General features: G+C 70.4%; 23 protein-coding genes. 6 read left to right on the forward strand and 17 right to left on the reverse strand.

Features of this window, described 5'->3' with window-relative positions:
* Positions 1-32 precede the first annotated feature (32 nt).
* Entirely contained in the window at positions 33-1,277 is a 1,245-nt protein-coding gene (locus Ari01nite_RS17380) for a phosphatidylserine decarboxylase (RefSeq protein WP_203782300.1), read from the forward strand.
* A gap of 57 nt (positions 1,278-1,334) precedes the next feature.
* On the opposite strand, the gene Ari01nite_RS17385 is transcribed toward Ari01nite_RS17380, so the two are convergent.
* The 3 genes from Ari01nite_RS17385 to Ari01nite_RS17395 form a co-directional block, all read right to left on the reverse strand.
* On the reverse strand, positions 1,335-2,297 hold the full coding sequence (locus Ari01nite_RS17385; RefSeq protein ID WP_438872186.1) for a CDP-alcohol phosphatidyltransferase family protein: 963 nt from the start codon (positions 2,295-2,297) through the stop codon (positions 1,335-1,337).
* Between the two features lie 224 nt (positions 2,298-2,521).
* Positions 2,522-3,427, reverse strand: coding sequence for an NUDIX hydrolase (locus tag Ari01nite_RS17390; protein ID WP_203782301.1), 906 nt, complete (start codon positions 3,425-3,427; stop codon positions 2,522-2,524).
* Positions 3,424-4,386: an NUDIX hydrolase gene (locus Ari01nite_RS17395; protein ID WP_203782302.1), complete on the reverse strand. Its 963-nt coding sequence runs from the start codon at positions 4,384-4,386 to the stop codon at positions 3,424-3,426. The genes Ari01nite_RS17390 and Ari01nite_RS17395 overlap by 4 nt, the downstream gene beginning before the upstream one ends.
* 226 nt (positions 4,387-4,612) lie before the next feature.
* On the opposite strand from Ari01nite_RS17395, the gene Ari01nite_RS17400 reads away from it, so the two are divergent.
* Positions 4,613-4,864, forward strand: coding sequence for a PspC domain-containing protein (locus tag Ari01nite_RS17400; RefSeq protein ID WP_203782303.1), 252 nt, complete (start codon positions 4,613-4,615; stop codon positions 4,862-4,864).
* Here Ari01nite_RS17400 and guaA read toward each other — a convergent pair whose 3' ends face one another.
* Positions 4,865-6,412 (reverse strand): glutamine-hydrolyzing GMP synthase, encoded by a 1,548-nt coding sequence (gene guaA, locus Ari01nite_RS17405; RefSeq protein ID WP_203782304.1) that lies wholly within the window; start codon positions 6,410-6,412, stop codon positions 4,865-4,867. It abuts the gene before it with no gap.
* A 10-nt stretch (positions 6,413-6,422) separates the two neighbouring features.
* Positions 6,423-8,033, reverse strand: coding sequence for a S8 family serine peptidase (locus Ari01nite_RS17410; RefSeq protein ID WP_203782305.1), 1,611 nt, complete (start codon positions 8,031-8,033; stop codon positions 6,423-6,425).
* A gap of 273 nt (positions 8,034-8,306) precedes the next feature.
* Here Ari01nite_RS17410 and Ari01nite_RS17415 point away from each other — a divergent pair, with 273 nt between their 5' ends.
* The gene (locus tag Ari01nite_RS17415; protein ID WP_239162816.1) at positions 8,307-9,404 is read left to right on the forward strand and encodes an LCP family protein; all 1,098 of its coding nucleotides are present in this window, start codon (positions 8,307-8,309) and stop codon (positions 9,402-9,404) included.
* Here the strand turns inward: Ari01nite_RS17415 and Ari01nite_RS17420 are convergent.
* From Ari01nite_RS17420 to guaB, 3 genes are read right to left on the reverse strand one after another with little or no spacing between them, the layout of a single operon-like run.
* Positions 9,394-10,815: a M1 family metallopeptidase gene (locus Ari01nite_RS17420; RefSeq protein ID WP_203782307.1), complete on the reverse strand. Its 1,422-nt coding sequence runs from the start codon at positions 10,813-10,815 to the stop codon at positions 9,394-9,396. The two genes, Ari01nite_RS17415 and Ari01nite_RS17420, sit on opposite strands and share 11 nt — an antisense overlap.
* Before the next feature lie 9 nt (positions 10,816-10,824).
* The gene (locus Ari01nite_RS17425) at positions 10,825-11,943 is read right to left on the reverse strand and encodes a GuaB3 family IMP dehydrogenase-related protein (RefSeq protein WP_203782308.1); all 1,119 of its coding nucleotides are present in this window, start codon (positions 11,941-11,943) and stop codon (positions 10,825-10,827) included.
* Between the two features lie 20 nt (positions 11,944-11,963).
* Complete coding sequence (gene guaB / locus Ari01nite_RS17430) at positions 11,964-13,451, reverse strand: IMP dehydrogenase (RefSeq protein WP_239162817.1); 1,488 nt, start codon at positions 13,449-13,451, stop codon at positions 11,964-11,966.
* A gap of 122 nt (positions 13,452-13,573) precedes the next feature.
* Between guaB and Ari01nite_RS17435 the strand changes: the two genes are divergently transcribed.
* The gene (locus Ari01nite_RS17435; protein ID WP_203782310.1) at positions 13,574-13,978 is read left to right on the forward strand and encodes a DUF5319 domain-containing protein; all 405 of its coding nucleotides are present in this window, start codon (positions 13,574-13,576) and stop codon (positions 13,976-13,978) included.
* Between the two features lie 35 nt (positions 13,979-14,013).
* On the opposite strand, the gene Ari01nite_RS17440 is transcribed toward Ari01nite_RS17435, so the two are convergent.
* Entirely contained in the window at positions 14,014-14,862 is an 849-nt protein-coding gene (locus tag Ari01nite_RS17440; RefSeq protein WP_203782311.1) for a response regulator transcription factor, read from the reverse strand.
* A gap of 231 nt (positions 14,863-15,093) precedes the next feature.
* Between Ari01nite_RS17440 and Ari01nite_RS17445 the strand changes: the two genes are divergently transcribed.
* Complete coding sequence (locus tag Ari01nite_RS17445; RefSeq protein WP_203782312.1) at positions 15,094-15,483, forward strand: WhiB family transcriptional regulator; 390 nt, start codon at positions 15,094-15,096, stop codon at positions 15,481-15,483.
* A gap of 171 nt (positions 15,484-15,654) precedes the next feature.
* On the opposite strand, the gene Ari01nite_RS17450 is transcribed toward Ari01nite_RS17445, so the two are convergent.
* The 8 genes from Ari01nite_RS17450 to ybaK all read right to left on the reverse strand — a co-directional run bounded on the left by Ari01nite_RS17450 (position 15,655) and on the right by ybaK (position 25,448).
* Positions 15,655-17,388 carry a molybdopterin-dependent oxidoreductase gene (locus Ari01nite_RS17450; RefSeq protein WP_438872188.1) on the reverse strand — a complete coding sequence of 578 codons (1,734 nt, stop codon included), beginning with the start codon at positions 17,386-17,388 and terminating at the stop codon, positions 15,655-15,657.
* 14 nt (positions 17,389-17,402) lie between these two features.
* Complete coding sequence (locus tag Ari01nite_RS17455) at positions 17,403-19,091, reverse strand: peptidase M16 family protein (RefSeq protein WP_203782313.1); 1,689 nt, start codon at positions 19,089-19,091, stop codon at positions 17,403-17,405.
* The gene (locus Ari01nite_RS17460) at positions 19,088-20,044 is read right to left on the reverse strand and encodes a hypothetical protein (protein WP_203782314.1); all 957 of its coding nucleotides are present in this window, start codon (positions 20,042-20,044) and stop codon (positions 19,088-19,090) included. Before Ari01nite_RS17460 ends, Ari01nite_RS17455 begins: the two co-directional genes overlap by 4 nt.
* Before the next feature lie 45 nt (positions 20,045-20,089).
* Positions 20,090-21,268 (reverse strand): ROK family protein, encoded by a 1,179-nt coding sequence (locus Ari01nite_RS17465; RefSeq protein ID WP_203782442.1) that lies wholly within the window; start codon positions 21,266-21,268, stop codon positions 20,090-20,092.
* A 48-nt stretch (positions 21,269-21,316) separates the two neighbouring features.
* Entirely contained in the window at positions 21,317-22,573 is a 1,257-nt protein-coding gene (locus tag Ari01nite_RS17470; RefSeq protein ID WP_203782315.1) for a sugar ABC transporter permease, read from the reverse strand.
* Complete coding sequence (locus Ari01nite_RS17475; RefSeq protein WP_203782316.1) at positions 22,570-23,385, reverse strand: ATP-binding cassette domain-containing protein; 816 nt, start codon at positions 23,383-23,385, stop codon at positions 22,570-22,572. The genes Ari01nite_RS17470 and Ari01nite_RS17475 overlap by 4 nt, the downstream gene beginning before the upstream one ends.
* A 125-nt stretch (positions 23,386-23,510) precedes the next feature.
* Positions 23,511-24,617 carry a substrate-binding domain-containing protein gene (locus Ari01nite_RS17480; protein ID WP_203782317.1) on the reverse strand — a complete coding sequence of 369 codons (1,107 nt, stop codon included), beginning with the start codon at positions 24,615-24,617 and terminating at the stop codon, positions 23,511-23,513.
* Positions 24,618-24,962: 345 nt separating this feature from the next.
* Entirely contained in the window at positions 24,963-25,448 is a 486-nt protein-coding gene (gene ybaK / locus Ari01nite_RS17485) for a Cys-tRNA(Pro) deacylase (protein ID WP_203782318.1), read from the reverse strand.
* A gap of 153 nt (positions 25,449-25,601) precedes the next feature.
* On the opposite strand from ybaK, the gene Ari01nite_RS17490 reads away from it, so the two are divergent.
* Positions 25,602-26,165, forward strand: coding sequence for a hypothetical protein (locus Ari01nite_RS17490; protein ID WP_203782319.1), 564 nt, complete (start codon positions 25,602-25,604; stop codon positions 26,163-26,165).
* The last annotated feature ends 83 nt before the right edge of the window (positions 26,166-26,248 follow it).

A 26,248-nucleotide genomic window follows, 5' to 3' on the forward strand; every position in this document is an offset into this window, starting at 1 on the left:
CCTGCCCGCGGGCGGCGCAATATGCTCGGGTCATGACCCCGTACCCCGCCGTGTCCAAGGCTCCCATCGTCGGCATCGGCAGCACGGCCGCTCGCGCCCTGACCGCCGAGTTCGCCCGGCACAACGAGGCCACCTCCGCGCTCGTGATCGGCGCCGACCACGCCTCGCTGGTGGTCGCCGCAGCGGTCGAGGCGCTGCTGCCCGGCGACATGCTGACCCTGGTGGCCGGCGAACGCAGCACCGCCGAACTGCTCCGCGACCACATCAGCGGGCTGGGCAGCTGGATCGCCGACCGGGTCAAGGTGGTCGACACCGTCGACGAGGCCCAGCCGGCCGACGTGGTGATCGTCGGGGAACCGGTCACCGGCACCGCTCAGGACGTCCGTACGCTGCTAGACCGCCTCGGCAAGTACGTGACCGAGGGTGGCGTCGTCACGCTCGCCACGCCCGCTCTGCCCGGGCGCACCGGCGGTGCCGCGGCCGAGTTGTTCCGGCAGGGCGCGCTGTTCGGGGTGGGCTCCGACCTGGTGGTCCGCAACCAGCCGCCGCTGCGCGTGCACAGGCTGCGGTTCACCGCGGCCGACCCGCGGGCGGCAGCCGGCCTGGCACCCGCGTACCGGCCGTCCAGCGTCCCGGTCACCCGGGGCATGCACATCGACTCGAACGGCGTGGCCGCGGCCGGCATCGCGCTCGGCCTGGCCGCGCTGGCCCGCACCGCCCGGCCGCACTCCCGGCTGTGGCTGCTCCCGGCGCTGGCCGCCGCGCCGGTGGCCGCGTTCTTCCGCGACCCCGAGCGGGTCGTCCCGGCCGATCCGGACGCGGTCGTGGCGGCCGCCGACGGCAAGGTGCTGTCGGTCGAGCGGATGACCGACGAGCGCTTCGGGCCGGGCGAGTTCCTGCGCATCGCGGTGTTCCTGTCGGTGCTCGACGTGCACGTCAACCGGGTGCCGGTGGCCGGCCGGGTGACCGACTACTTCGTCGAGGACGGCGGCTACGCGAACGCGATGACCGCGGCGGCCGAGCACAACGTGGCGGCGTACACGGTCCTGGACACCGAGCGCGGCACCGTGGTGGTGGCCCAGCGCACCGGCCTGATCGCCCGCCGGATCGTGCAGCGGGTGCCGGTCGGCACGCTGGTGGCCCGCGGCGAGCGGATGGGCCTGATCCGGTTCGGCTCGCGTACCGACGTCTACCTGCCGGCCGACCGCGCCGAGCCGCTGGTCACCGTGAACGACAAGGTGATCGGCGGAGCCTCGGTGATCGCCCGCTGGCGCTGACCGGCACGAAAAGGGCCGCCCCGTGGGGGGCGGCCCTTTCGCTTGCTCAGGGGTGGATCAGGCGCGCCTGGCGCGGGCCCACATGACCGGGCCGCTCAGTAGGTACGCCGCGACGATCACCACGAACGTGAGACGCGCGTCGACCAGGGCACCGACGGCCGGCAGCAGCCACATCCACGGCGGGAGCTTCACGAGGCGGGCCAGCTTCGCGTACGGGAAGCTGGAAACCATCGCGAAGGCGAGCAGCGCGACGCCGCCGAGCAGGGCAAAGCCGGGCAGCGGCAGGCCGATCAGCACGGTCACGGCGAGCACCGCGGCCGCCATGGTCGTCGGCACGCCGGAGAAGAACTTGCCGTCCTTGGGTGAGACGTTGAAGCGGGCCAGCCGGATCGCGGCACAGCCGGCCACCAGCACGCAGGCCACCGCGGCGGCCGGGGTGGGCACGGTGTGCGCCAGCGAGGCGTACACGACCACGGGCGCGGCCAGACCGAAGGAGCACATGTCGGCCAGCGAGTCCATCTGGGCGCCGAACGGGCTGGACACGCCCAGCCGGCGGGCCAGGGCACCGTCCAGGCCGTCGAAGGCCACGCAGGCAACCAGGCAACCGGCCGCGGCGCGGATGTCGCCGGCCATGGCCAGGAAGATCGCCAGCAGGCCGAGGCCGAGACTGGCCAGGGTGCACGCGTTGACCAGGGCAAAACCGACACGCCGAGCAGTGGTGTGCTCGCCCGGGAGCAGCGAGACGCCCTCCGCCTCGACCACCGAGGCGACGATGGCGGGAGCGGCCAGATGTGCTCCACCGGGGGCATTCCGGGTCGGGTGCAGCTCGGCGCCGGTGTAGATCACCTCAGCCCGGGTGGCCGTGGCGGCCCGCCCGGACTCGGCGGAACGGCGGCCCACCCGCACCAACAGGGCCTGCCGCGCCAGGGTTCCTCCGCGACGCAGACGGCCTGCCCAACGGCGTCCGGCAGGACGGGGACTATCCGTCGTGCGATGCCGGCGCCAAGGGGTACTCGGCACGTGTCTCCTCCATGGGATCGGTCTGCCCACCTGCACCTTTGCGGTGGGTTATGGCCCCGTAGCCCGCCGCACACGCGGACCCCGGTTTTTCGGGGTTACACCATTGCACAGCCGGACGACCTTGGCGATAGATCGACCGACCACCGGTGTAACCGGCGTTGATCCGGTGTTGTTCCGGGCGGGCAGAGGGATCAAGCGCTGCGCACCCTCTCCTTGTGATGAGTTTAACTCGCTCGCTCATCATCGATTCGATCTATGGCGTCCCGGGCCGAGTCGGTCAGCTCGAGCGCCGCCGCCTCCTCCCGGGTGAACCAGCCGGCCGCGGCGGTGGATCCACCCGCGGCCTCGCTCACTACCGGTTCTGTCGGCACATCCACGAAAACCCTGAACAGCGCCCGGATCACGTGCCAGTCGACCGGCACCCCCTCGGGCCCGACGGCCGCCGGGTTGTGGTGGTGCTCGACCCGGAGCAGAGTCGTCACCCGGCCGCGCTGCGATGTCTCCTCGGCCAGTTCCCGGGTCAGCGCCTCCTCAGCGGTCTCACCGTGGTCGGTGCCACCACCCGGCAGATGCCACCGTCCAGAACCGGGATACCCGCTGGCGATCCGAGTAAGCAGGACGCGCCCCGCCGGGTCGGTAACCACCCCATAGGCCCCGAAGCGCTGGTGGCGCTTCACCTCGTTTTCATGAGGCATATCTGCCTTGTCGGCCAGTTCGGCGGTGGACGGGACCTCCAGCGCAACCGCCGTGAAGTGCATCAACGGTTGCTTCTCGACCTCGTCCGGCGCGAGCCACTCGACCAGGTCGGTGGTGCCCTCCGCCTCGTTGCGCAGGGCGCCGCCCTCGACCGACACCCGGTAGAGGATGCGGTCGGTGTGCTCCAGGTTGTCGTCCGGCAGCCGGAACACATCCGCGACGACCGTGTGCAGGGCGTCGACGCGTACGGACAGACCGGTCTCCTCGCCGAACTCCCGGACCACCGCATCCGCCGGATGCTCGCCCTGGTCGACGCCGCCGCCCGGCAGGGTCCAGAGGCCGGGGAACGCGCTGAGCTCCGAGTTCCGGGCGAGCAGCACCCGCCCGGACGCGTCCCGGCAGATTCCGTACGCCCCGACCCGCCTGATCTTCACCCGCTCAGCGTAGTGAGCCTCGCTCGCTGGAGTGCCTCGGCGGTCACCTCGGTCAGGTGGTCCTCGGGCAGCGCCAGCACGGCGCGCAGCGGCATCCAGCGGGCCTCGGAGGTGGAACCGCCCACGTCCTTGACCGCCACCTCGGTGGGCTTGTCGACCACGACGCGGTAGAACGCGCGTACGCCGTGCCAGTCGATCGGGTAGCCCTCCGGGCCCAGTGACGCGGCGTCACGGTGGCTGGCCACACCCAGTAGTTCGATGAGCCGGCCCTCCTGACCGGTCTCCTCGACCAGCTCGCGGATCAGCGCGGTGCCGGGCTGCTCGCCGTAGTCGGTGCCGCCGCCGGGCAGGTGCCAGCGGCCCTCGCCCGGGTAGCCGGGTGCGATCCGGGTGAGCAGCAGGCTGTTCTCCTGGGCGTCGGTGGCGATCGCGTATGCCGCGAACCGCTGCGCCCGGTGCAGCCCGTCCGGCCCGGGATAGGCGTAGAACGACGGGAAGTCGGGCGCCTCCTCCGGCCGCAGGTCGGCCGACGCGGCGCCGAAGCCGAGCGCGGCCGCCGTGAACGGCCGGAGTTTCAGCTTTTCCGCCTCCTCGGGGGCGTGCCAGCGGGCCAGGTCGGTCGGGTGGCCGACGCGGTCCACCAGGTTGCCGCCGCGGATCGACACGCTGTAGATCAGGCGGTCGGTGTGGATGGTCACGCCGCGGTGCGGCATGGAGCGCATGTCGGCCACGACCTCACGGAGCCCGGTGACCGCGACCGACAGTCCGGTCTCGGCCGCCGTTTCGCGGACGACGGTGTGGTTGGGGTCCTCCCCATGGTCGACTGCGCCGCCGGGGAGCGACCAGACGCCGGGGGTGCCGGAACGGCTCGAGGCACGAACGAGCAGAACGCGGCCTTTGTCGTCGGTGGCGACGGCGTAGGCGGCGATCCGGCGGAGCGGTTCAAGTGCGGGGGTCACGGGCGGCATTCTGCCCGGATTATTTTAACTCCAGAAAACGTCTGTCAGATTCCTGACAGGGGGATGACGCCGCGTAACCGCAGATCAGAGCGTTGACGCACACACGGAGCACCCGGGCGGTTACCCGTCGTGTCGGTAATATCCGATCTTGTGGGGGACCGAATTCAGGGTCGTATCGGGGCAGTCACCGAGGTCGCCGAGCCCTCGCGGCGGCCAGCATGGAGGCATGACTGAAGCACCCTACCGCCGCCTCCTCCGCCCACTCGACGACCGCATCGTGGCCGGCGTCTGTAGCGGGATCGGCCGCTACTTCGGCGTCGACCCGGTGCTGATCCGGGTCGCGTTCGCCATCTTTGCCGTGGTCACCTGGGGCACGGCGCTGATCGCGTACCCGGTCATCTGGTTCTTGATGCCCGAGGAGCCGCCGGCCACGCCACCCGCACCGACCCCCACCTGGTACCAGCCGCCGACCGTCTGATCACTCCCACTCGATGGTGCCCGGCGGCTTGCTGGTCACGTCGAGGACCACCCGGTTGATCTCGCGGACCTCGTTGGTGATCCGGGTGCTGATCCGGGCGATCACGTCGTACGGCAGACGGGACCAGTCGGCGGTCATGGCGTCCTCGCTGGAGACCGGCCGCAGCACCACCGGGTGGCCGTAGGTGCGGCCGTCGCCCTGCACACCCACGCTGCGCACGTCGGCGAGCAGCACCACCGGGAACTGCCAGACGTCGCGGTCGAGCCCGGCCGCGGTCAGCTCCTCGCGGGCGATCAGGTCGGCCGCGCGCAGGATGTCGAGACGCTCGCGGTCGACCGCGCCGATGATCCGGATGGCCAGGCCGGGGCCGGGGAACGGGTGCCGCTGCACCATCTCCTCGGGCAGGCCCAGCTCGGCGCCGAGCGCGCGCACCTCGTCCTTGAACAGGGTGCGCAGCGGCTCGATCAGGGCGAACTGGAGGTCGTCGGGCAGGCCGCCGACGTTGTGGTGCGACTTGATGTTGGCGGTGCCGGTGCCGCCGCCGGACTCGACCACGTCCGGGTAGAGCGTGCCCTGCACCAGGAACTCGATGTGCCGCTCGGCGTCCAGCTCGCGGGCCGCGGCCTCGAAGGTCCGGATGAACTCCCGGCCGATGATCTTGCGTTTCTGCTCGGGGTCGGTCACCCCGGCCAGATGGCCCAGGAACGTGTCGGCGGCGTCCACCACCTTGAGCCGGATGCCGGTGGCCGCCACGTAGTCCTTTTCGACCTGCTCGGCCTCGCCCGCGCGGAGCAGGCCGTGATCGACGAAGACGCAGGTCAGCTGGTCGCCGACGGCCTTGTGAACGAGCGCCGCGGCGACCGCCGAGTCGACGCCGCCGGACAGCCCGCACAGCACCTGCTTGTCGCCGACCTTGGCCCGGATCGCGGCCACCTGCTCGTCGATGATGTTGGACGACGTCCAGGTGGGCTCGATGCCGGCGATGTCGTAGAGGAAGCGGCGCAGCATCTCCTGGCCCTGCTCGGTGTGCGCCACCTCGGGGTGGAACTGCACGCCGGCCCGGCGGGCGGTGAGATCCTCGAACGCGGCGACCGGCGCGCCCGGTGTGGAGGCGGTGACCGCGAAGCCCTGCGGCGCCACCGCGACGCTGTCGCCGTGGCTCATCCACACCGGCAGGTCGGCGGGCAGGTCACGCAGCAGGGTGCCACCCTGGGCGGACAGAACGGTACGTCCGTACTCCCGCGCGCCGGTGTGCGCGACCGTGCCGCCGAGCGCCTGTGCCATGGCCTGGAAGCCGTAGCAGATGCCGAAGACCGGCACCTCGTTGTCGAACAGCGCCGCGTCGAGGCCGGGCGCGCCCTCCTCGTAGACGCTGGACGGACCGCCGGACAGGATGATCGCCGCCGGGTCCTTGGCGAGCATCTCGGCGACCGGCATCGAGTGCGGCACGATCTCCGAGTAGACCCGCGCCTCGCGGACGCGGCGGGCGATCAGCTGGGCATACTGGGCGCCGAAGTCGACGACGAGGACGGGACGCGGAGTACTCACCCGGCGAAGTTTAGGCGGCGCGCACGACCCGCCAGTTACCGGCCTTGTCGTACCCGCGAACCTGCACAGAACGGTTCGTCCTGGGCACCCGGAACTGCCGGAGATATCCGGCATGGCGTGCGACGACCTTGCCGTTGACCAGCAGTTCCAGCTTGGCGATGCCGGACGAGTCGGTGGCCCGGGCAGTCACGTGGCGGCCGCGCTTGGCGATCTTGATGGCCGGAGCGGTGTTGTCGACGCGGACCGTCCGGCGGGTGGCGGCGACGTTGCCGGCCCGGTCGACGGCTCGCAATTCCAAAGACATGGTTCCGGTACGCGGTGCGGTCTGCCAGCGGAAGGCGTAGGGCGGGACGGTGTCCGTGCCGATCAGCCGGCTCCCCGCGTACAGCTGGACCTTGGAAACCCCGCGCTGATCCGCAGCCGACGCAGTGACCGTGACCACCCCCCGCCCGATCGTGGGGGTGGCCCCGAAGACCACCGCCGGCCGGCTCGTGTCCCCGGTGACCGGCAGCTTGGCCAGGCCACCCAGCGCATCGACCCGCCCCTTGACCGCGCCGGCCAGCAGCGCCGACCGGACCTCGGCCGACGTCGGAACCGGCGAGGTGGCGGCGAGCAGACCGGCCACACCGGTCACGAACGGGGTGGCCGACGAGGTGCCGCAGTACTGGCTGACGACGCCGGCGAGGTTCTGCGCCGGGTTGCAGCCGGGCGCGGTGAGATCGACCCAGTCGGCGCCGTAGTTGGACCACGGGTAGCGGGCGCCGGACGGGTTCACACCACCCACCGCGACGACCGCCGGGATCGCGGCCGGATAGTGCGGCTTGGGCGAACCCTGGTTGCCGGCCGCCGCCACCACGAGCGCACCCTTGCCGGTCGCGTACGCGACCGCGTCCCGCAGCAGCTGACTGTCATCCCCGCCGCCGAGCGAGAGGTTGAGGACGTCGGCGCCCCGGTCGGCGGCGTAGCGAATGCCCTCGGCGATGTCGCTGTAGCTGCCGCTGCCACCCTTGCCGAGCACCTTGACCGGCAGGATGCGGCAGTACCAGCAGACGCCCGCAACGCCGACCCTGTTGTTGCCGCCGGCGGCGATGACACCGGCCGCCATGGTGCCGTGCCCGTTGTCGTCGGTGGCGTCGGCGTCGTCGTTGACGAAGTCGTAGCCGGGAAGCATCCGCGGCGCCAGGTCGGGCAGCCGGCTGACACCGGTGTCGATCACGGCGATGGTGACGGCCGCGGAGCCCCGGGTGGCCGACCAGGCCTCGTTGACCCTGGTCATGGCGATGCCCCACTGGCCGGCGTAGCCGGGGTCGTTCGGGCGGATGGCGGCGGCCTGAGCGACGTGGTCGGGCTCGACGTAGGCGACGCCGGGATCGGCGAGGAGAGTACGGGTGGCGGCGGCCGCCTCCCGGGCGGGCACCTCGATGGCGACGGCCTCGGCCTCGCTGAGCGCCGTGGTGGTGATCGGCTCGATGCGGTCGAGGGCGGCGGCGGGCGCCGTGCCGTGGCGGAGTCCGACGATCAGGGTGGCGGGCTCGGCGGCGGCGGTGGCGGCGGGCGGCGGGGTGAGTCCGAATGCCACCGTGCCGGCCACGAAGCCGGCGGCCAGGTTGCGGAACCGCATGACGGAGCCCCCAACATTCAAGGAGCGGGCCAGGTTTGGCCGGCTCCCCTCACGTTCGGTTGGCGGTCAGACGATTCCGGTCATTTTCGGGTGCAGTGCGGTTGGCCGGCGGTAGCGCCGGTTGGCCCCCGTCCTGCGGTCCGCATTCCAGGACAGGCCCACGAACGCGGGCGCGGGGCGCGAGAGCACCATTTGGTACACCCGATTCTTCGGCTGCCTCTGACCCATAGCTGGGCATTGAGCTGGATGGTTGCCTTGATCTACTGTTCCGCCGTGCGGAACCGAAGGATTCTCTGGTGGATTGTCGGCGCGTGCGTGGTCGTGCTACTGGGCGGCGGCGGCATCGCGATCGCCGTCACGTCCGGCTCCGGCGACGGCAAACCAGACGCGTCCGGCTCCACGCCCGCCCAGCCCGGCCCGCTGGCCACCAGCGCGGCTCCGCCGCCGCCCTCGCCGGGTGCCGACATCACCGGCCCGCTCGACCTGGTGCTCATCGGGGTTGACACCCGGGTGTCGATCCCGGACTGGGAACCGCACGCCGACACCGTCATGCTGCTGCACGTCGAGGCCGACCTGAAGTCGGCCTATCTGTACTCGCTGCCGCGCGACCTGCGGGTCAAGATGCCGAAGTACGCCAAGGCCGGGTTCGGCGGCGGCACGTACAAGCTCACCGAGGCGATGAGCCGCGGCTCGCGGGTGCCGGGCAGCAAGAAGCACAGCGTCGAGCAGGGCTATGAGCTGCTCACCAGGTCGCTCAGCTCGTACACCGGGATCGAGGAGTTCCAGGCCGGCGCGATCCTCAACTTCGGCGGCCTGGCGAAGCTGGTCGACCAGCTGGGCGGCGTCGACCTGCGGATCGACGAGAGGGTCGAGTCGCGGCACCGCAAGCCGGACGGCTCGATGCGGACGCTGCGCGGCGGCGATTACGTCGGGCCGCAGGCCGTCTACCAGCCCGGCGAGCGGCACCTGGAGGGCTGGCAGGCAATCGACTTCGCCCGGCAGCGGTACGGCCTCGACGACGGCGACTACGACCGCACCCGGCACCAGCGCCAGCTCGTCGAGGCGATCCTGACCAAGGCGCACGACCAGGGCCTCGGCCAGAACCTCAGCCAGCTCGAGGGCATCATCTCGGCGCTCGGCGACACCCTCGTCTACCTGGGCGGGCGCACCCCGCTGGAGTACGCGTACGCGCTGCGCGAGCTGACCGCGGACGGGATCACCGTGGTCGACCTGCCCGGCGCCGGCGTGGGTCGCGGCGGTGGCTACCTGGGCGAGCAGCTCACCGCCGAGAGCCGGGGCTTCCTCAAGGCGCTGGTGGCCGGCAACCCGGACGGATACCTGGCGAAGCACCCCAAGCTGATCAATAAGTAGGCTTCTTCTTGTCGTAGAGCCAGGCCTGGAAGAACGCGTCCAGGTCCTGCCCGGAGAGCCGCTCGGCCAGCGCGATCATGTCGTCGGTGTTCGCGTTGACGTCGCGGAACTCGCTGGTCCAGGTGGTCAGCAGCTCGGCGAACGCCTCCTCGCCGATGGTCTTGCGCAGCGCGTGCACGGTCATGCCGCCGCGCTGGTAGACACCGTCGCCGAACAGCCGGGCCGCGCCCGGGTCGCCCGGCGTCTGCTTCCAGTCGAAACCGGCGTAGGTGCGGTCGAAGCTCCGCTGCACGCTGCGGCCACCGTCGTGTTCCTCCCAGAGCCATTCCGCGTACGTGGCAAAGCCCTCGTTGAGCCAGATGTCGCGCCACTGCTCGATACCCACGCTGTTGCCGAACCACTGGTGCGCGATCTCGTGCGCCACCACCACCGCGTTCTCGCCGCTGGAGAAGAAGCCGGCACCGTACGCCGGGCGGGTCTGGGTCTCCAGCGCGTACCGGATCCGCTCGTCGGCCACCACGAAGCCCCCGTACGAGTCGAACGGGTAGGGCCCGAACTCGGTGGCCAGGAAGTCGGCCACCTCGCCGGTGCGGGCCAGCGACCTGGCGGCCGGGCCGGTCGCCGGCAGCGACTCGGGGACCGCGATCACCATGGGCTTGTCGTCGTGCGTGCTGGTGGTGACCCGGTACTGGCCGATCGCCACGGTCGACAGGTAGCTGGCCAGCGGCGAGCTCTCGGTCCACTGCCAGGTGGTCCAGCCGCCGGAGCTCTTCCGCTCGCCGGGGACACCGATGCTGATCACCTCGAGGCCGTCCGGCACGGTCATCGCCAGCTTGAAGGTGGCCTTGTCGGACGGGTGGTCGTTGACCGGGAACCAGGTGCTGGCCGATTCGGGCTGGCCGAGCGCGATGGCCCCGGCACCGGACTTCAGCCAGCCACCCTCGCCCAGCGTCTTGTTGGACAGCTGGCCGGGCTTGCCGCCGTAGTCGACCACCACGGTGAACGACCGGCCGCGGACCAGGCCGGCGGCGGGCGTCACGATCAGCTCGTTGCCGTCCTGCCGGGCGGTCGCTTTGGTGCCGTCCACCCGCACGCTCTTGGTGGTCAGGCCGGCCAGGTCGAGGTGGAAGCCGGCCAGGTCCTGGGTGGCCGTGGCGGTGATGGTGGCGGTGCCGCCGAGCTCGCCGCTCTTCGGGTCGTACCGGAGGGCGAGGTCGTAGCCGGCCACGTCGTAGCCGCCGTTGCCGTAGGTCGGGAAGTAGGGGTCACCGGCGCCGGGCGCACCCGGCCGGTACGCGATGCTGGCGGACGGACCGGCGACCGCTACGCCCGGTTTGTCGGCGGCGGGCGAACACGCCCCGCCGCCGATGAGCACCAGACACAACAGTCCCGACAGCCACACTCGCCTCATGCGGCGAGGTTACTTGTCGAGGACGAGAGCCACCTTCTGGAACTCCTTGACGTCGCTGTACCCGCACTTGGCCATCGCCCGGCGCAGGCCGCCGAACAGGTTGAGCTGACCGTCCGGCCGGTCGGCCGGTCCGAACAGCAGCTCCTCCAGCGTGCCGTCGGGCTCACCGGCGATGCAGAAGCCACCGCGCGGCAGCGACGGATGGCTGGCCGACGAGTGCCACCAGGCCCCGCCGGCGGGCGATCCGGCGGCCAGCGAGAGCGGCTCGCCCAGCATCACCGCGTCGGCGCCGCAGCCGATCGCCTTGGCGATGTCACCCGACGTGCTGATGCCACCGTCCGCGATCAGGTGAACGTAGCGGCCGCCGGTCTCGTCCAGGTAGTCCCGGCGGGCGGCCGCGGCGTCGGCGATCGCGGTGGCCATCGGCACCCGGATGCCGAGCACCGTGTCGGTGGTGGACCACTCGTCGGCGCCCACCCCCACGATCACCCCGGCCGCGCCGGTGCGCATCAGGTGCAGCGCCGTCTTGTAGTCGGTGCAGCCGCCCACGATCACCGGCAGGTCGAGGTCGGCGATGAACTCCTTGAGGTTGAGCGGCTCGTCCGTGGTGGACACGTGCTCGGCGCTGACCAGGGTGCCCTGGATGACGAGCAGGTCGACGCCGGCGTCCAGCACCACCGGGGCGAGCGCCAGGGTGTGCTGCGGCGAGACCCGGACCGCGACGGTGACGCCGCCGTCCCGGACCGCCTTGACCCGCTCGGCGATCAGCTCCGGCCGGATCGGCTCCGCGTACACCTCCTGGAGCCGCTTGGTGGCGTCCGCGTCCTCACCCAGCGAGGCCAGCTCCTCGAGAACCTTGGTGGGGTCCTCGTACCTGGTCCAGAGGCCCTCGGCGTTGAGCACGCCCAGGCCGCCGAGGCGGCCCAGGGCGACGGCCGACTCCGGGCTCATGGTGGCGTCGGACGGATGCGCGACGCAGGGGATCTTGAACGGGTACGCGTCGACGCGCCACTCGGTGGACACGTCGTCCACGTCGCGGGTGCGCCGGCTCGGGACGATGGCAATGTCGTCCAGGTGGTAACCGCGCTGAGCGGTCTTGCCGAGACCGATCTCCACGACGTCACGCATTTGGAATCCTCAAAGGTTTCTTAGCGGGAGTGATAATTCGGAGCTTCGACGGTCATCTGGATGTCGTGCGGGTGGCTCTCCTTGAGACCGGCAGCGGTAATCCTGATGAGCTGCCCCCGCTCCTGCAAGTCGGTGATGGTCTCGGCACCCGCGTACCCCATTGCCAGCCGCACGCCGCCGACCAGCTGAGCCACCACCCGCGACAGCGGACCGCGGTACGGGACCTGACCCTCGACGCCCTCCGGAACGAGTTTCTCCTCCGGCACATCATGCTGGAAGTACCGGTCCTTGGAGTACGACTTCGCCTGACCACGGGACTGCATCGCGCCCAGCGAGCCCATCCCCCGGTACGACTTGTACTGCTTGCCGTTCACGAAGATCAGATCGCCCGGGCTCTCCTCGGAACCGGCCAGCAGGCCGCCCAGCATCACCGTCTCGGCGCCGGCCACCAGCGCTTTCGCGATGTCGCCCGAGTATTGAATGCCGCCGTCGGCGATCACCGGTACGCCGGCCGGCTTGCACGCGCGGGTCGCCTCCATCACCGCGGTGATCTGCGGTACGCCGACACCGGCCACGATCCGGGTGGTGCAGATGGCGCCCGGGCCGACGCCCACCTTGACCGCGTCGGCACCGGCGTCGGCCATCGCCTTGGCGCCCGCGTAGGTCGCCACGTTGCCACCCACGATGTCGGTGGCGGTGTCCCGCTTGAGCCGGGCGATCATGTCGAGCACCTGACGCTGGTGACCGTGCGAGGTGTCCACGATGATCACATCGACACCGGCGTCGATCAGGCCGCGGGCCCGCTTGTACGACTCGTCGCCGACGCCGATCGCGGCCGCCACCCGCAGCCGGCCCTGGCCGTCCTTCGTGGCGTTCGGGTACTGCTCGCTCTTGGTGAAGTCCTTGACCGTGATCAGCCCGCGCAGCCGGCCACCCTCGTCGACCAGCGGCAGCTTTTCCACCTTGTGCCGCTGGAGCAGGGCCAGCGCGTCAGGCTTGCTCACCCCGACCGGCGCGGTGATCAGCGGCGACTTGGTCATCACGTCGCGCACCTTGGCGCTGTGGTCGGAGACGAACCGCATGTCCCGGTTGGTGACGATGCCGACCAGCGTGCCGTCGCCGTCGACCACCGGCACCCCGGAGATCCGGTATTTCGCGCAGAGCGCGTCGACCTCGCGCAGGGTGTCGTCGGGGCTGCAGGTGACCGGGTTGGTGATCATGCCGGACTCGGACCGCTTCACCAGGTCGACCTGGGCGGCCTGGTCCTCCGGCGACAGGTTGCGGTGCAGCACGCCGATGCCGCCCTCGCGGGCCATGGCGATCGCCATCCGGGCCTCGGTGACCGTGTCCATGGCCGCGGACAGCAGCGGGATGGTCAGTTCGATGTTCCGGGTGAGCCGCGTGTTCGTGTTGACCCGGCTCGGCACGATGTCCGATTCGCCTGGCTGAAGCAGCACGTCGTCGAAGGTCAGACCGAGCGGAACCGTGCGGGCCGAGTCAGTTTCCACGAGCATCCCTTAAAGGCCGGAGGAGGAAGAGTTCATGTTACCCATCCGCCTCGGGGGCTCTCGTGCGACGGACAGGACGTGCGGGCCAGCACACATCCGCCCGAGGTGAGTACGGTAAGGGGGTGCACGAAGAGCCCATCGACCCGTTCAACGGCGATCCCGCCGACCCGGCCGCCGGTCTCGACGACCTCACCGAGGACGCCGAGAACGAACCGCTGACCGAGGCCGAGCGGCAGGACGTCCTCGAGGACCTCTCCGACCTGGAGATCTACCAGGCGCTGCTGAGTCCAACGGGCATCCGCGGGCTGGTCATCGAGTGCGAGGACTGCCACGAGCCACACTATTTCGACTGGGATCTGCTCCGCGGCAACCTGCGGCACCTGCTGACCAGCGGGCGCCCGCGCGTGCACGAGCCGGCCTACGACCCCGATCCCGACCACTACGTCACGTGGGAATATGCCCGTGGCTACGCCGACGGCGTCCACGACACGTTGACCGAGGGCACCGACGAGGACCAGCAAAAATAGCCGGCGCCCGGAGGCGCCGGCTATTCACACCGGAATCAGGCGACCAGGCCGGCCCGGAAACCGGCGGCCACCGCGTGCGCCCGGTCGCGGGCGCCCAGCTTGCGGAACAGGCGCCGGGCGTGCGTCTTGACGGTGTCCTCGGAAACGAAGAGTTCCCGTCCGATCTCCGCGTTGCTCTTTCCGTCGGCCATCCCGCGCAGCACCTGCAGCTCGCGCTCGGTGAGCGTGAGCCGCCGGCCGGCCGGAGCCGGTTCGGCGACGCCCACCTGGGCCTCGTTGCCGGGCCAGGCCACCACGGGCCGCCCGGTGACCGGGTCGATGGGTGCGTCGCCACGCTGCGCCGGCACCATCGGCGAGTTCGGCAGCATGGCCGGCACGGCCGCCGCGTTCGGCGCGCCCATGCCCATGCCGTTCTGGTACGCGCCGCGGGCCGCGGTCGAGTTGCTGTTCCGGGCGCCACCGGCCACCGCGGCCGGCTGCGCGTTGGTGCCGTTGATCGGCATGCCCTGCGGGCGCACCGGCAGCAACAGCAGAAGTAGGGCCTTGGCGACCACACTGACCAGGTCGTGCTCGACGCCGCGGATCACGCCGCGGGCGCCGGCCGCCACGGCCGCTGCGGCGACTCGTGGATCTTCGGCACCGAAGAGCACCACCTGCGCCTGCGGGGCGCGGGCGAGGACGCGACGGGTGAATCCGACGCTGTCGGGACGGGTCACGGCGGTGTCGGCCAGGACCACTTCGGCCGGCCGTTCAGCCAGTCGGATCATGGCCTCGGTCTCGCTGACCGCGGTCCGGACGACGCCGGTCATGCCGAGCCGGGCCGCGGTGGACGCGACGGTCTGGGCCGCCAGCGGGGTACGGACGCACACGAGGACGGTACGCACAGTGATCCTCCTTCTCTCTCAGAGGAGATCACGCGAGGGCCGCAGCATTACGCGCTTTAGATGGAAAAAATGGGAAAGATCGGTATGAGTTGCTTGCCCGATGTCATGCACCTGCGGAACACATCGACGAGTCGGGTGTGAGTGGCCCACCACCGGGGTAAGAGCGCGGCAGGCCTGAGCAAGGCCCCTCAGAACGACACTCCGCGGTGCCGCGCGGGAGGAGGGTGTTTTATGTCGAACGTACGCAGACTGCCCGGGCCCATCGCTGACCTTTGGGACTGGCAGAGGCTGGGTCTCTGCCGCGGCCGGGATAGTGCGCAGTTCTTCCACCCGGACGGCGAGCGCGGTTCGTCCCGCAACCGCCGGGAGGCCAAAGCCAAGAGCATGTGTGGCGCCTGCCCGGTTCGGGCCGAGTGCGCTGCGCACGCCCTCGCCGTGCGGGAGCCGTACGGGGTCTGGGGAGGTTTCAGCGAAGCGGAGCGGCTGCGGCTGCTCGCGGTCGGCTGGGAGGACCTCGCCGACCGCCATCACGGACGTGTCGACCTTGCTCGGCTCGAGGCTCGTCTCGGCCGGCCCCACAAGTCGGCCGTGCCGGCGCAGCGGCAGGCACCCGCGGCCTGAGTCCGCACGGCCCGAGTTCGCGCGGCACCGGGCATCACCCCGACGACCCGGTCCCCGTAAGGGGGCCGGGTTACGTTGTTCGACGGTTCTTCAGCAACCGCATCGGTGGACATGCAAGCCACCGTATGAGCGACTTGCGGATTCGAGTCGGACCGCAAGTGCGTCCTTCAACTAACCGGCACGTACCCGGATCGTGTGCCATCCGGTAGCCCCGTCGGGTGCCGTCGACGAGGGTGAACTCGGCTGCGTCTCGCCTCGCGTGTCGGTCGCGCGTACCCGGATCGTGTGGTCTCCCGGCGCGGCCGCCCACCGATGGCTCCACTGCCGCCAGGTGTCGCTGGACACCGTGGCGGCGAGCGTCGCCTCCACCCATGGACCCTCGTCGACCTGCACCTCGACCTTCGCGATGCCACGCTGCTGCGCCCAGGCCACGCCCGCCACCACCACGGTCCCGCCGGCCACCGGGTCACCGTCGCGCGGCGTGTCGATCCGGGACTGTGTCTTGATCGGTGCCTTCGGTGCCCACCCGCGCGGCACCCAGTAGGCGTCGAAGTCGGCGAACCGGCTCAGCTCCAGCTCGGTCACCCACTTGCAGGCACTCACATACCCGTACAGTCCCGGCACCACCATGCGCACCGGGAACCCGTGCGAAACCGGCAGCGGTTCGCCGTTCATCCCGATCGCGAGCAGCGCGTCCCGCCCGTCCCGCAACACCTCGGTCGGCGTTCCGCAGGTCCACCCGTCCACCGACCGCTGCACCACCTGGTCGGCTCCCGGCAGCGGCTCGGCGCGGTCGAGCAGGGCCTGCACCGGCGTACCGAGCCAGAGCGCGTTCCCGACCAGGTCGCCGCCCACCTCGTTGGACACGCAGGCCAGCGTCACGTACCGCTCGATCATCGGCAGCTGCAGCAGCTCCGCCCAGGTGATCGTGATCGGGTTCCGCACCAGCCCGTGGATCTTCAACTGCCAGGTGGCCGGATCCACCTGCGGCGGGTACAGCGCGGTGTCGATCCGATAGAAGTCCCGGTTGGACGACACGAACGGCACCGCTCCCGGCGCCTGCACATCACTCGCCAGCGGAGCCGCCACCTGCCGCGCCACCGGCAGCACCACCGCATCCCGCGCACCGCTCACCGCCCGCCGCGCGGTCAGCAGCCGCCCGGCCACCCCACCGACGACCGCCAGGCCCGACGTGATCCCGAGAGCCCGGAAAAAGACCCGACGATCAAAATCAATGCGAACGTACGCGTCGGCACGAGCGCCCCGGTCTTGCGCATCGGCGCCGTCGTCCTCCCGGCCGTCGGCGGCCGCCGGGCTCTCCTGCGTGCCCACCCCGCCGCCCGAACCCGGCGCCCCCAGGTCCCCGGCCCCCGCCTCCCCCACGGAAGCCGGAGCCCGCCCGCCCAAGTCCCCACCCGAAGCCGCGCGTCCGCTTTGAGCCGCGCCGCCGACCGCAGCCGCTCTCCCGCTTCCCAGGTCCGCCCCTGCCAGTTTCAGCAGATAGCGCAGGACGACCGCGGCCAGCACCCCACCCACCAACGCCGGCAGCGCCGCGACCACCCCGGCGTCGTGCCGGGTCACCGCCGCCGCCACCCCCACCGCGGCGAACAGCGCAATCCCCGCCAGGGCCAGCCGCCACGAGCGCAGCGCCACCACCCCTAGCCCGTAGGCATACGCCGCCAGCAGCAGCGCGGTCCCGGTGATCAGGGCCGTCTTGTCGTGCACGCCGAACACCGCGACGCCGAAGTCCTTCACCGCGGGCGGCACCGAGTCGACCACCACCCCGCCGACCGCCAGCAGCGGCGCCGACAGCGGCCCGGTCCGGACCGCCACCAATTCGGCCGCCGCCATCGCCACCGCGGCCGCCACCACGCCGGACAGTCCGGCGCGTACCGAAAGCTTCACCCCACCATGGTGACTCAGCGGCCGAAGCGCCGCCTCCGGGCGGAGCGCCGGATGAAGTACCCGCCCAGCGCGGTCACGCCGAGACACATCAGCGCCACCGCGATGATCAGGCCGGCCTCCTCGGTGTCGGTGGTCAGCGAGATGAACAGCAGCGCCGCGATCGCACCGAAGAACAGCGAGACCGGCCACCAGAAGAGCAGACCGGCCATGCCGACCACCCGGTCCTCGGTGGTGGCGGCGCCGAGCGGCGGGACGTGCGGCTGCGGCTTCGGGATGCGTTCCGGATCGCGGGCCGGCTGGTCGACCCGCACCTCGGCCCGGACCCCGGCGTCGATGGCCGGCACCGCGGTGTGACCGTCGGCGAACAGGGTGGGCTCGATCCAGACCACGATGCCGTCCGCGCCGACGAACTGCCGGCCGCCGTCCGGCCACGCCCGCACGATGACGCAGTCCTGGTGGCGTACGGTCAAAATCTGCCCGCCCTCGACGAGGCTGACGCCCGCCGGACCCACCACCAGCGTCTCGCTGGGGTTTTCCAGCGAGACGAACGAGACCCCGGCCACCGCCGACTCGGACCGGCTCGGCGCCAGGGTAAAACCGGCCCACTCGCCGCGGGCCGGCGACATCATCAGCCCGGCCGGCCAGGCCGCGGCCGCAACCTTCGCCACGTCGGCCACGGTCACCGCTCGTACGTCCGCAATCATCTGCTCGACGTCCTGGACCTCGCGCCCCACCAGCAGGCCGAAGGCCTGTCCCGGCAGCCGCGCGCCGACGTCGTCGGCGTGCTGCATGGCGTCCACCCGCTTGTTGACCACCGCGGTCACGTCGGCCGGGTCGATCCGGCCGGCCCGCAGCGTGGCCAGCACGTCGACGAACCCGCCGACCACCGCGCCCTGCTTCTCGGGCAGCGCGTCGGCGACCGCGGTGACGATCACGCTGTCGGTGCTGAACGGCTGGTAGTCGGTCTGCACCGTGTAGGACAGGCCGGCCTCCTGCCGCAACTCGCGGAACAGCATCCGCTCCAGCACCGCGGTGTAGACCCAGGTGGCGGCCGAGCGCGGCAGCACGCTGTCCCACACCACGCCGCCGGCCGAGCCGCAGAAGTAGGCGGGCGTCTCGGGCAGCGCCGACGAGGGTGCCGGCGTCGGCTGCCGGACGCCGGACGGCAGGTCCAGCCGCAGGTCTTCGGGCACCGCGTCGCCGGCCACCCACAGCACCGCGTTCTCCCTGGTGAAATAGCGATCCACCCAGGAGCGCAGGTGGTCCGCGGTGATCGCCGGCAGCCCCCACTCGGGATAGCTGACCGTGCCGTAGTCGAGGGCGCCGTGCCGCCACAGCGCCATCTGGTCGGCCACGCCCTGGCTGCGCCCGTTCGCCTCGGCCTGGAGCAGGTCCTTCTCCACCGCGAGCCGCTGCATCGGCAGGTTGCGCAGCGACGCGCAGACCCCGTTGAGGAACGCGACGATCTCGTGCTCGGCGCCCTGCATGTGGAAGAAGGTGAACTCGATGCCGGTGGCGCCGTTGTAGTGGTAGTCGGTGATGCCGACCGAGTGCAGCGCCAGATGCTCGATCAGGTGGGTGATGCCGCGCCGGGCCAGGGGTTCGTCGGCGAACCCGACCCGGAAGGCGAGTCCGGCCTGTGTCGGTCCGGTGGTCGGCGCCAGCAGCGTGTCGACGCCGTCGACCACGAGCCGTTTGATCATGTTTCTCCTCCCGCGCCCGCCAGCGCCCAGTGCCGGCGGGTGTTGAAGTTGTCCAGCGCGCCGCCCTGCAGGTAGCCCCACGGTAGTTCGGTCGCCAGATTGCCGAGCATGGCGAACACCGAAGCCGCGGCGCGCTGGTCGTCGAGGAGACCGAACACCATGGCGAAGCCGTTGGCCACCTGAACCCAGCCGGGGTCGCGGCGGAAGTCGGGATGCCAGACGGATCGCTGTGCGGCCTCATAGATCTCGGCCCGGACCGGACCGTCCTGCAGGTAGCGCAGGCTGGGTTCGTCGCCGTCGAGGTCCAGCCAGTGCTCGATGTGCCCCTCGACCACAAGGCCGGCCTGCAGCGCGCCGGGCGGTGCGGCCAGCATCGCCTCGCGGCACCACGGGTGCAGCAGTTCCCAGCTGCCGCTCCACTTGGGACACAGACGCTGCAGGAACTGGATCTGGCCGGGCAGGTGGTGCGGGTCGAGCGCGGCCAGCTTGTGGTAGCGGCGGCGGGTCTCGGCCAGGCCCATCTCCAGGCCGCGGGCCGAGATCAGCCGGGCCGTCCAGAGCGCCGGGTCCGCCGGGTGCCGGGCCAGGCCGTCGAGCAGCACCACCTCGGCCCGGCGCAGCCAGTCGTGGAAGGTCGAGAACTGCTCGGACGAGACGTGCTGGGCGCGGGCGCCGGAGCGGATGCCCCAGCCGATCCGGATCAGATGCATGCCGAGCATCGCGGCCGCGCCGCTGTCGTCCGGGTCGGTCAGCACCACGTACCGCAGAAGGTCCTCGAGGTCGTCGCTGTCCGCACCGATCCGCAGCAGCATCGTCCGGCCCACCGGCGACGCCGCGTCGACGACCCGGCGCACCCCCGCCCAGTCCCGCGCGGCCAGCGCCGCGCGGACCGCGTTCACCTCAGGATATGCGGCCGCCGGGTCGAGTGTCGCGGCAGTGGCGGTGTCGGACATGCGCGGCAGCATAAATGAGTCGGACCATTTACGGTGCCCCATATCTCAGGGCACCAGCGGGTCCTCCAGCAGCCGCTCGAAGGCCAGCTCGGCGGCGCCGATCAGGGCCGCGTCGTTGCCGAGTTCGGGGGTACGCAACCGGATGTGCTCGCGGCACGCGGGCAGCGCGATCGCGTTGAGCCGGCTGCGGATCTGTGCGGCCGCGACCAGGTAGAGGTCGCGCAGCGTGCCGCCGAAGATGACCGCCTCGGGGTTGAAGATGTTGACCAGGTTGCCGACGCCGAAGCCGATCCACTCGCCGATCTGGCGCACCGCGAACTGGGCCTGGCTGTCCCCGCGCATGGCCGCCTCGACCACGCCGAGCACCGCCTCGCGGCCCGTCTCGTCGCCCCGGCCGGCGTGCTTGAGCAGCGCGTACTCGCCGATCTCGGTCTCCCAGCAGCCGCGCGAGCCGCAGCTGCACTCCCGGCCGTACGGGTTGACCACCATGTGGCCGACCTCACCGCCGTACCCGCCATGCCCGGCGATCCGCCGGCCGTCCGCGATGATCCCGGCGCCGACCCCGACGTCGCCGTACAGGTAAATGACGTTGTCGCAGCCCACCGCAGCGCCCCGGCTGTGCTCGACCAGCGCGGACACGTCGGCGTGGTTGCCGACCGTGAGCTTGCCGGTGTCGCCCAGCTCGGACCGCAACGCGGCACCCACCGGCTCCTCGACCCAGCCGATCGTGGGCGCGAGCCGGACCACGCCGTCCTCCCGCCGCACCATGCCGGCCACCGCCACCCCGGTGCCCACGTAGCGGGCGTCGCCGGGCACCTCGCGGCGCATCTCGTGGACGAACTCGGCCAGCGGCTGCACCGCGTCCAGTACCTGCATGCCGCGCGGCCGGTCGGTCTCCCGGCTGTCCAGGATCTGCCCGCCGAGGCCGACCCGGGCCGCGCGCAGCCGGTCCACCTCGATGCTGAGCGCGTACGCGTAGACCTTGGCCGACTCCGGCCGGACGACCAGCGAGGGTCGCCCGGCCCGGCCGGTCTCCCGCGGAGTCCCCTCGGAGACCAGGCCCGCGGTGGTGAGCTCGGCGGTGAGCGCGCCGATGGTGCTGCGGTTGAGCCCCAGCACGGTGGTGAGTACCGCCCGGGACGTCGCGCCGTGCACGTGTACGTACCGCAGCAGCGTCCCGAGGTTGTGCCGGCGGACCTCCTCCTGACTGGGGGCCGGACGCATCAGCGTGCCGCCCCCCATCCGAGGCTATCGTTCATCGGATTCCGGCGTTCATCGGTTTCCGGTTGCTGCCGCCCTGCGCCGGGCGAAGGCGTCGACACTCGCCGCGATCAGCAGGATGATGCCGGTGAAAATGTACTTGGCACCGGACTCCAGGCCCATCAGGCCCATGCCGTTGTCGATCACGGCGATCACCGCCCCACCGACGACCGCGTTGATCACCTTGCCCTTGCCGCCGAAGAGGCTGGTGCCGCCGATCACGGCCGCGCCCACCGAATAGAGCAGGATGTTGCTGCCGCCGGTGTTCGGGTCGACCGAGTTGGCCCGGCTGACCGCCAGGATGCCGCCGATCGAGGCCATGAAGGAGCCGATCACGAACACCGAGATGCGGATCCGGTCCACCGGGATACCGGCCCGGCGGGCCGCCTCGGTGTTGCCGCCGACCGCGTAAACGTGCCGGCCGTACGTGGTGCGGCCCAGCACGAACGTCCAGAGCACCAGGAACACCGCGATGATCGGCGCCACGATCGGCACGCCCTTGACCGAGTTGAGCACCGGGTTGATGCTCCGCTCCTGGGTCAGGATCGCGGTGGCCACCAGCACCACGATGGCGAGCGCGGCGATCCGCATGAGCACGATGCCCATCGGGTCGGTGACCAGTCCGCGGGCCGCCCGGCTGCGGACGTTGTTGAGCTGGACCAGGGCGTAACCGATCACACCCACCAGCGCGATGCCCCAGCTCAGCCCGACCGGGAGGTTGCTGTTCGCCAGATTCAGCACGAACTCGTCGCTGATCGAGATGTTCTTGCCGCCGCCGAGCAGCAGCAGCAGGATGCCCTGGAAGCCGAGGAACGCGGCCAGGGTGACCACGAACGACGGGATGCCGAATTTGGCGACCAGGAAGCCGAGCAGGAAACCGATCACGATGCCGGTGACCATCGCGGCCGGGATGGCGACGTACCAGGCCATGCCGTGGGTGGTGAGCAGGATCGCCATGATCGCGCCGCACACGCCGCTGGCGAAGCCGGCGGACAGGTCGATCTCACCGAGCAGCAGCACGAAGACCAGGCCCATGGCGATGAAGACCACCTGGGCGCTCTGCGAGAAGAGATTGGCGAAGTTGAGCGCGCTGAAGAACTGCTCGCGCGCCACGCCGAAGATCAGGGCGAGGACGATGAGGCCGGCGACGGCCGGGATGCTGCCGAGGTCGCCACCGCGCACCCGGCCCCAGTAGTCGTTGAGGTGGCTCGCGACGGTCGGCTTGACGACCTTGACGCCGCCCGCCGTGGTGGTCGTGGTCGTGCTCACTTGTCGCCTCCCGGCGTGATGTCCACGATGTCCCCGTTGAAGTCGGCGGGCTTCTCCGGCGGCAGGCCGATGTTGCCGCTGCGGCCGCTGGTGATCAGCTCGACGACCTGGGCGTGGGACACCTCGGTGGCCTTGACCTGGGCGGCCATCCGGCCGAGGTAGAGCGCCGCGATCCGGTCCGACACCGCGAACACGTCGTTCATGTTGTGCGAAATCAGTACCACGCCGAGTCCGTTGTCCGCGAGACGGCGAACCAGCTCCAGCACCTGGGCGGTCTGCGCGACGCCGAGCGCCGCGGTCGGCTCGTCCAGGATCACCACCCGGGAGTTCCAGAGCACCGCCTTGGCGATGGCCACGGTCTGCCGCTGGCCGCCGGAGAGGCTCGCGACCAGTTGGCGCAGCGACTTCACGGTCCGCACCGAGAGGCTGGCCAGGGTGTCGCCGGCCATCTGCTCCATGGTCGGCTCGTCCAGCACGATGCCGCGCTTGCGCTCCCGGCCCAGGAACATGTTCTGGACGATGTCCAGGTTGTCGCAGAGCGCGAGGTCCTGGTAGACGACCTCGATGCCCAGCCCGGACGCGTCCCGCGGGCTGTGGATGGCCACCTGGTTGCCCTCGAAGGTGATCGTTCCGGCGTCGATGGTGTAGATCCCGCTGACGCACTTGACCAGCGTGGACTTGCCGGCGCCGTTGTCGCCGACAAGCGCCGTGACCTCGCCGGGATAGACGCTGAGGCCGACGTCATGCAGAACCTGGACGGGACCGAAGCTCTTGTCGATCCCGTTGAGTTCCAGAAGGGGTGTCGCGGCCACGCTGGTTCTCCTTCGCGCTGAGTGACCGGGGGGTTGGGGGTGGACCCGACTCCGGCGCCGCCCACCCCGGAGGGTGAACGGCGCCGTCGTCAGTCGTACGGGACCAGCCCGTCAACAGCTAGCGGTCAGATGCCCGCTTCGGTGCACTTGGCGGCGAACTCGCCGGTGCACAGCTCTTCCTTGGTCACGAAGCCGTCGGCGACGACGTCCTTGACGTTGGCCTTGGTGATCGTCACCGGGGTGAGCAGCACCGACGGAACATCCTTGCCCGACTTCGGGTCCTTGATGGTGCCGGTGGCCGTGGTCGGCTTCTGGCCCTTGACGATCGCGATGGCGAGTTCGGAGGCCGCGTCGGCCTCCTTCTTGATCGCCTTGTAGACCGTCATGCACTGGTCGCCGTTGAGGATGTTCTGCAGGCCCTGCACGGTCGCGTCCTGGCCGGTGACCGGGACCTGGCCGTTCAGCTTGTTCTTCTTGAGCACCGCGATGGCCGCGTTACCGAGACCGTCGTTGGCGGCCAGCACGCCCTTGATGTTCTTGTCCTGGGTGAGCATCTGCTCGAAGATCGTGCCGGCCTGCGCGTTGTCCCAGTCCGGAACGGACTGGTCCGGACCCTTCACGTACTCGCCGCCCTGGTACTTCGGGTCGAGGACCGAGTCGTAGCCCTGCTTGAACAGGGTGGCGTTGTTGTCGGTCGGGGAGCCGTTCAGCTCGGCCACGACCGGCTTGGTGGCCTTCTTCTCGGTCAGGCAGTCGACCAGGCCCTGACCCTGCAGCTCACCGACCTTCACGTTGTCGAAGGACACGTAGTAGTCGGCGCCGCCGTTGGGCGTGAGCCGGTCGTAGTCGATGGTGGCGATGCCGGCGCGCTTCGCCTTGTCGAGAACCGCCTTGCCGGTGCCGTCGTCCAGGTTCACGATCATCAAGACCTTCACGCCGCTGGAGATCATGCCGTCCGCGATGGTCTGGAAGGCGGTCTTGTCGCCCTGGGCGTTCTGGATGTCGGCCTGCACGCCGGCCGCGGCGAAGGCCTCCTTGAGGTACTTGAGGTCGGCCGTCGCCCACCGCGCCGAGCTCTTGGTGTCGGGGAGGATGACGCCGACCTTGCCGGTGGCGGCGGCGGTGCTGCCAGTGCCGGCGCTGCCGGCGTTATCGCTGTTGTCGCCGCACGCGGCAATGCTGCCGGTGGCGAGCAAGCCGACCGTGGCGAAAGCGAACAGTCCCTTACGCATTCCTGTGTCCTTTCGGATATTCCGGGCCTTCGATCGGATGCGGTGTTGCGCTGCGGGAGGCTGTCGCTCCCCAAGACGCGGTCAGTTCAAGGGCTAGTTTGTTGTGCCCGGCAACGTATTCCCGTTACGGCCCGTCGCACAAGGAGCGCGCCCGGCCGATCTGGTCACCCGGGATAACAATCCGGCAACACGGCAGTGACAGTGGGACCGCCTGGACTCTCAGCCGTCCACCGCGAATGCCGGTGCCCCGCTTCCCTAAGTGACGCTAGGTCACGCCGCGGTGCCGCTTCTCCGAACTTGGCGACAACCAGTTACGCGGAGGGTAACGATGTGGTAACGGCACGCTCAGGCCCGCACGGCGGCGGTCGTCGCTCCGGTCAGCCGGATCAGTTCGGCCGGGGCCAGTGCCACCTGCAGACCACGACGACCGGCCGAGACCAGGATCCGCTCGTGGGTCAGCGCGGACTCGTCCACCACCGTGGGCAGCTTCTTCCGCTGCCCCAGCGGACTGATCCCGCCGCGGACATATCCACTGCTTCGCTCGGCCACGGCGCGATCAGCCAGCCCGGCCCGCTTGCCGCCCACCGCATGGGCGAGCGCCTTGAGATCTACGTCACCGGCGACCGGCACGACGGCCACCACGAGGTCGCCGTCGACGTCCACCACGAGCGTCTTGAAGACCCGTTCCGGCTCCACGCCGAGCGCCTGCGCCACCAGGGCTCCGTAGTCCGGTGAGCTGGGTGAAACCTGGTAGGAGCGCAGCTCGAAATCCACCCGGGCCGCCGCAAGGACGGCGGTCGCCGGGGTGCTGGCGATGGTCTTCTTTCCCATGCCGAAGACGCTACTCAGCCCCTCGCATGCACATCGACGGGCCTCACGGCAACCGCCGTTCGGACGATGATCCCGGGGCTAAAAGATTGATGATCTTCAACAAATCGGCTCTTAGATTCATGATCGATAATGTCCTTAATTCAAGGAGCGGTTTTGAGCAACGTACGACGGGGGATGCTGGGCGCGGCGGTTGTCGCCGGTGTGATCGCGATTGCTGCGACGCCTGCCCAGGCAGTGAAGCTGTACGACTCGAACACCCAGTGGTTCCAGACTTCGGGGTCGGGCTACTACGCCTCGATGACGATCAACACGGACACCAGCTACTCGAACTCCAACAAGAACATCCGTCTGGCATCGGCGAGCAGCTCGGGCGGCGTCTACTACTACGGCCCCTACGGCGACACGCCGCAGACCGCCACGGATCTGGTGCAGACGTGGACCGTCAGCGTGAACGGCTCCAGCGCGGTGGCCTGCAGCGTGGGCTACCCGTCCGGCGCTTCCTGCTCCATCAGCTCGGACAGCAGGACCCTGACGGCGACCGACAGCACCGACTTCAACGCGAGCAAGCCGACGTCCACGTCGCTCCCGGCGACGAACTTCCTGGACAACACCGGCTTCAACTACATCCAGATTCAGTCGAACTGGAAGGCGTCCTTCAAGATCAACGGGACGACCGTTGTGCGCAACGTGGGCGAAAACAACTACCACCACGCGTAACAGGTCCGGCACGGCAATGACGTGCCGGTATCTCTGACAGCTTCGACAGGTATGGACGCCAGATGCCCAGCACCATCAGATGG

Origin of the sequence: Paractinoplanes rishiriensis, assembly GCF_016862375.1 — a bacterium.
Lineage (GTDB): Bacteria > Actinomycetota > Actinomycetes > Mycobacteriales > Micromonosporaceae > Actinoplanes > Actinoplanes rishiriensis.

Coding starts and splice junctions, on each gene's coding strand:
- Ari01nite_RS17425 (WP_203782308.1), bottom strand. CDS start 11,943: ATGCGTGACGTCGTGGAGATCGGTCTCGGCAAGACCGCTCAGCGCGGT.
- Ari01nite_RS17455 (WP_203782313.1), bottom strand. CDS start 19,091: ATGATCAAACGGCTCGTGGTCGACGGCGTCGACACGCTGCTGGCGCCG.
- Ari01nite_RS17400 (WP_203782303.1), top strand. CDS start 4,613: ATGACTGAAGCACCCTACCGCCGCCTCCTCCGCCCACTCGACGACCGC.
- Ari01nite_RS17410 (WP_203782305.1), bottom strand. CDS start 8,033: ATGCGGTTCCGCAACCTGGCCGCCGGCTTCGTGGCCGGCACGGTGGCA.
- Ari01nite_RS17465 (WP_203782442.1), bottom strand. CDS start 21,268: ATGCGTCCGGCCCCCAGTCAGGAGGAGGTCCGCCGGCACAACCTCGGG.
- Ari01nite_RS17445 (WP_203782312.1), top strand. CDS start 15,094: ATGTCGAACGTACGCAGACTGCCCGGGCCCATCGCTGACCTTTGGGAC.
- Ari01nite_RS17420 (WP_203782307.1), bottom strand. CDS start 10,815: ATGAGGCGAGTGTGGCTGTCGGGACTGTTGTGTCTGGTGCTCATCGGC.
- ybaK (WP_203782318.1), bottom strand. CDS start 25,448: ATGGGAAAGAAGACCATCGCCAGCACCCCGGCGACCGCCGTCCTTGCG.
- Ari01nite_RS17460 (WP_203782314.1), bottom strand. CDS start 20,044: ATGTCCGACACCGCCACTGCCGCGACACTCGACCCGGCGGCCGCATAT.
- Ari01nite_RS17480 (WP_203782317.1), bottom strand. CDS start 24,617: ATGCGTAAGGGACTGTTCGCTTTCGCCACGGTCGGCTTGCTCGCCACC.
- Ari01nite_RS17380 (WP_203782300.1), top strand. CDS start 33: ATGACCCCGTACCCCGCCGTGTCCAAGGCTCCCATCGTCGGCATCGGC.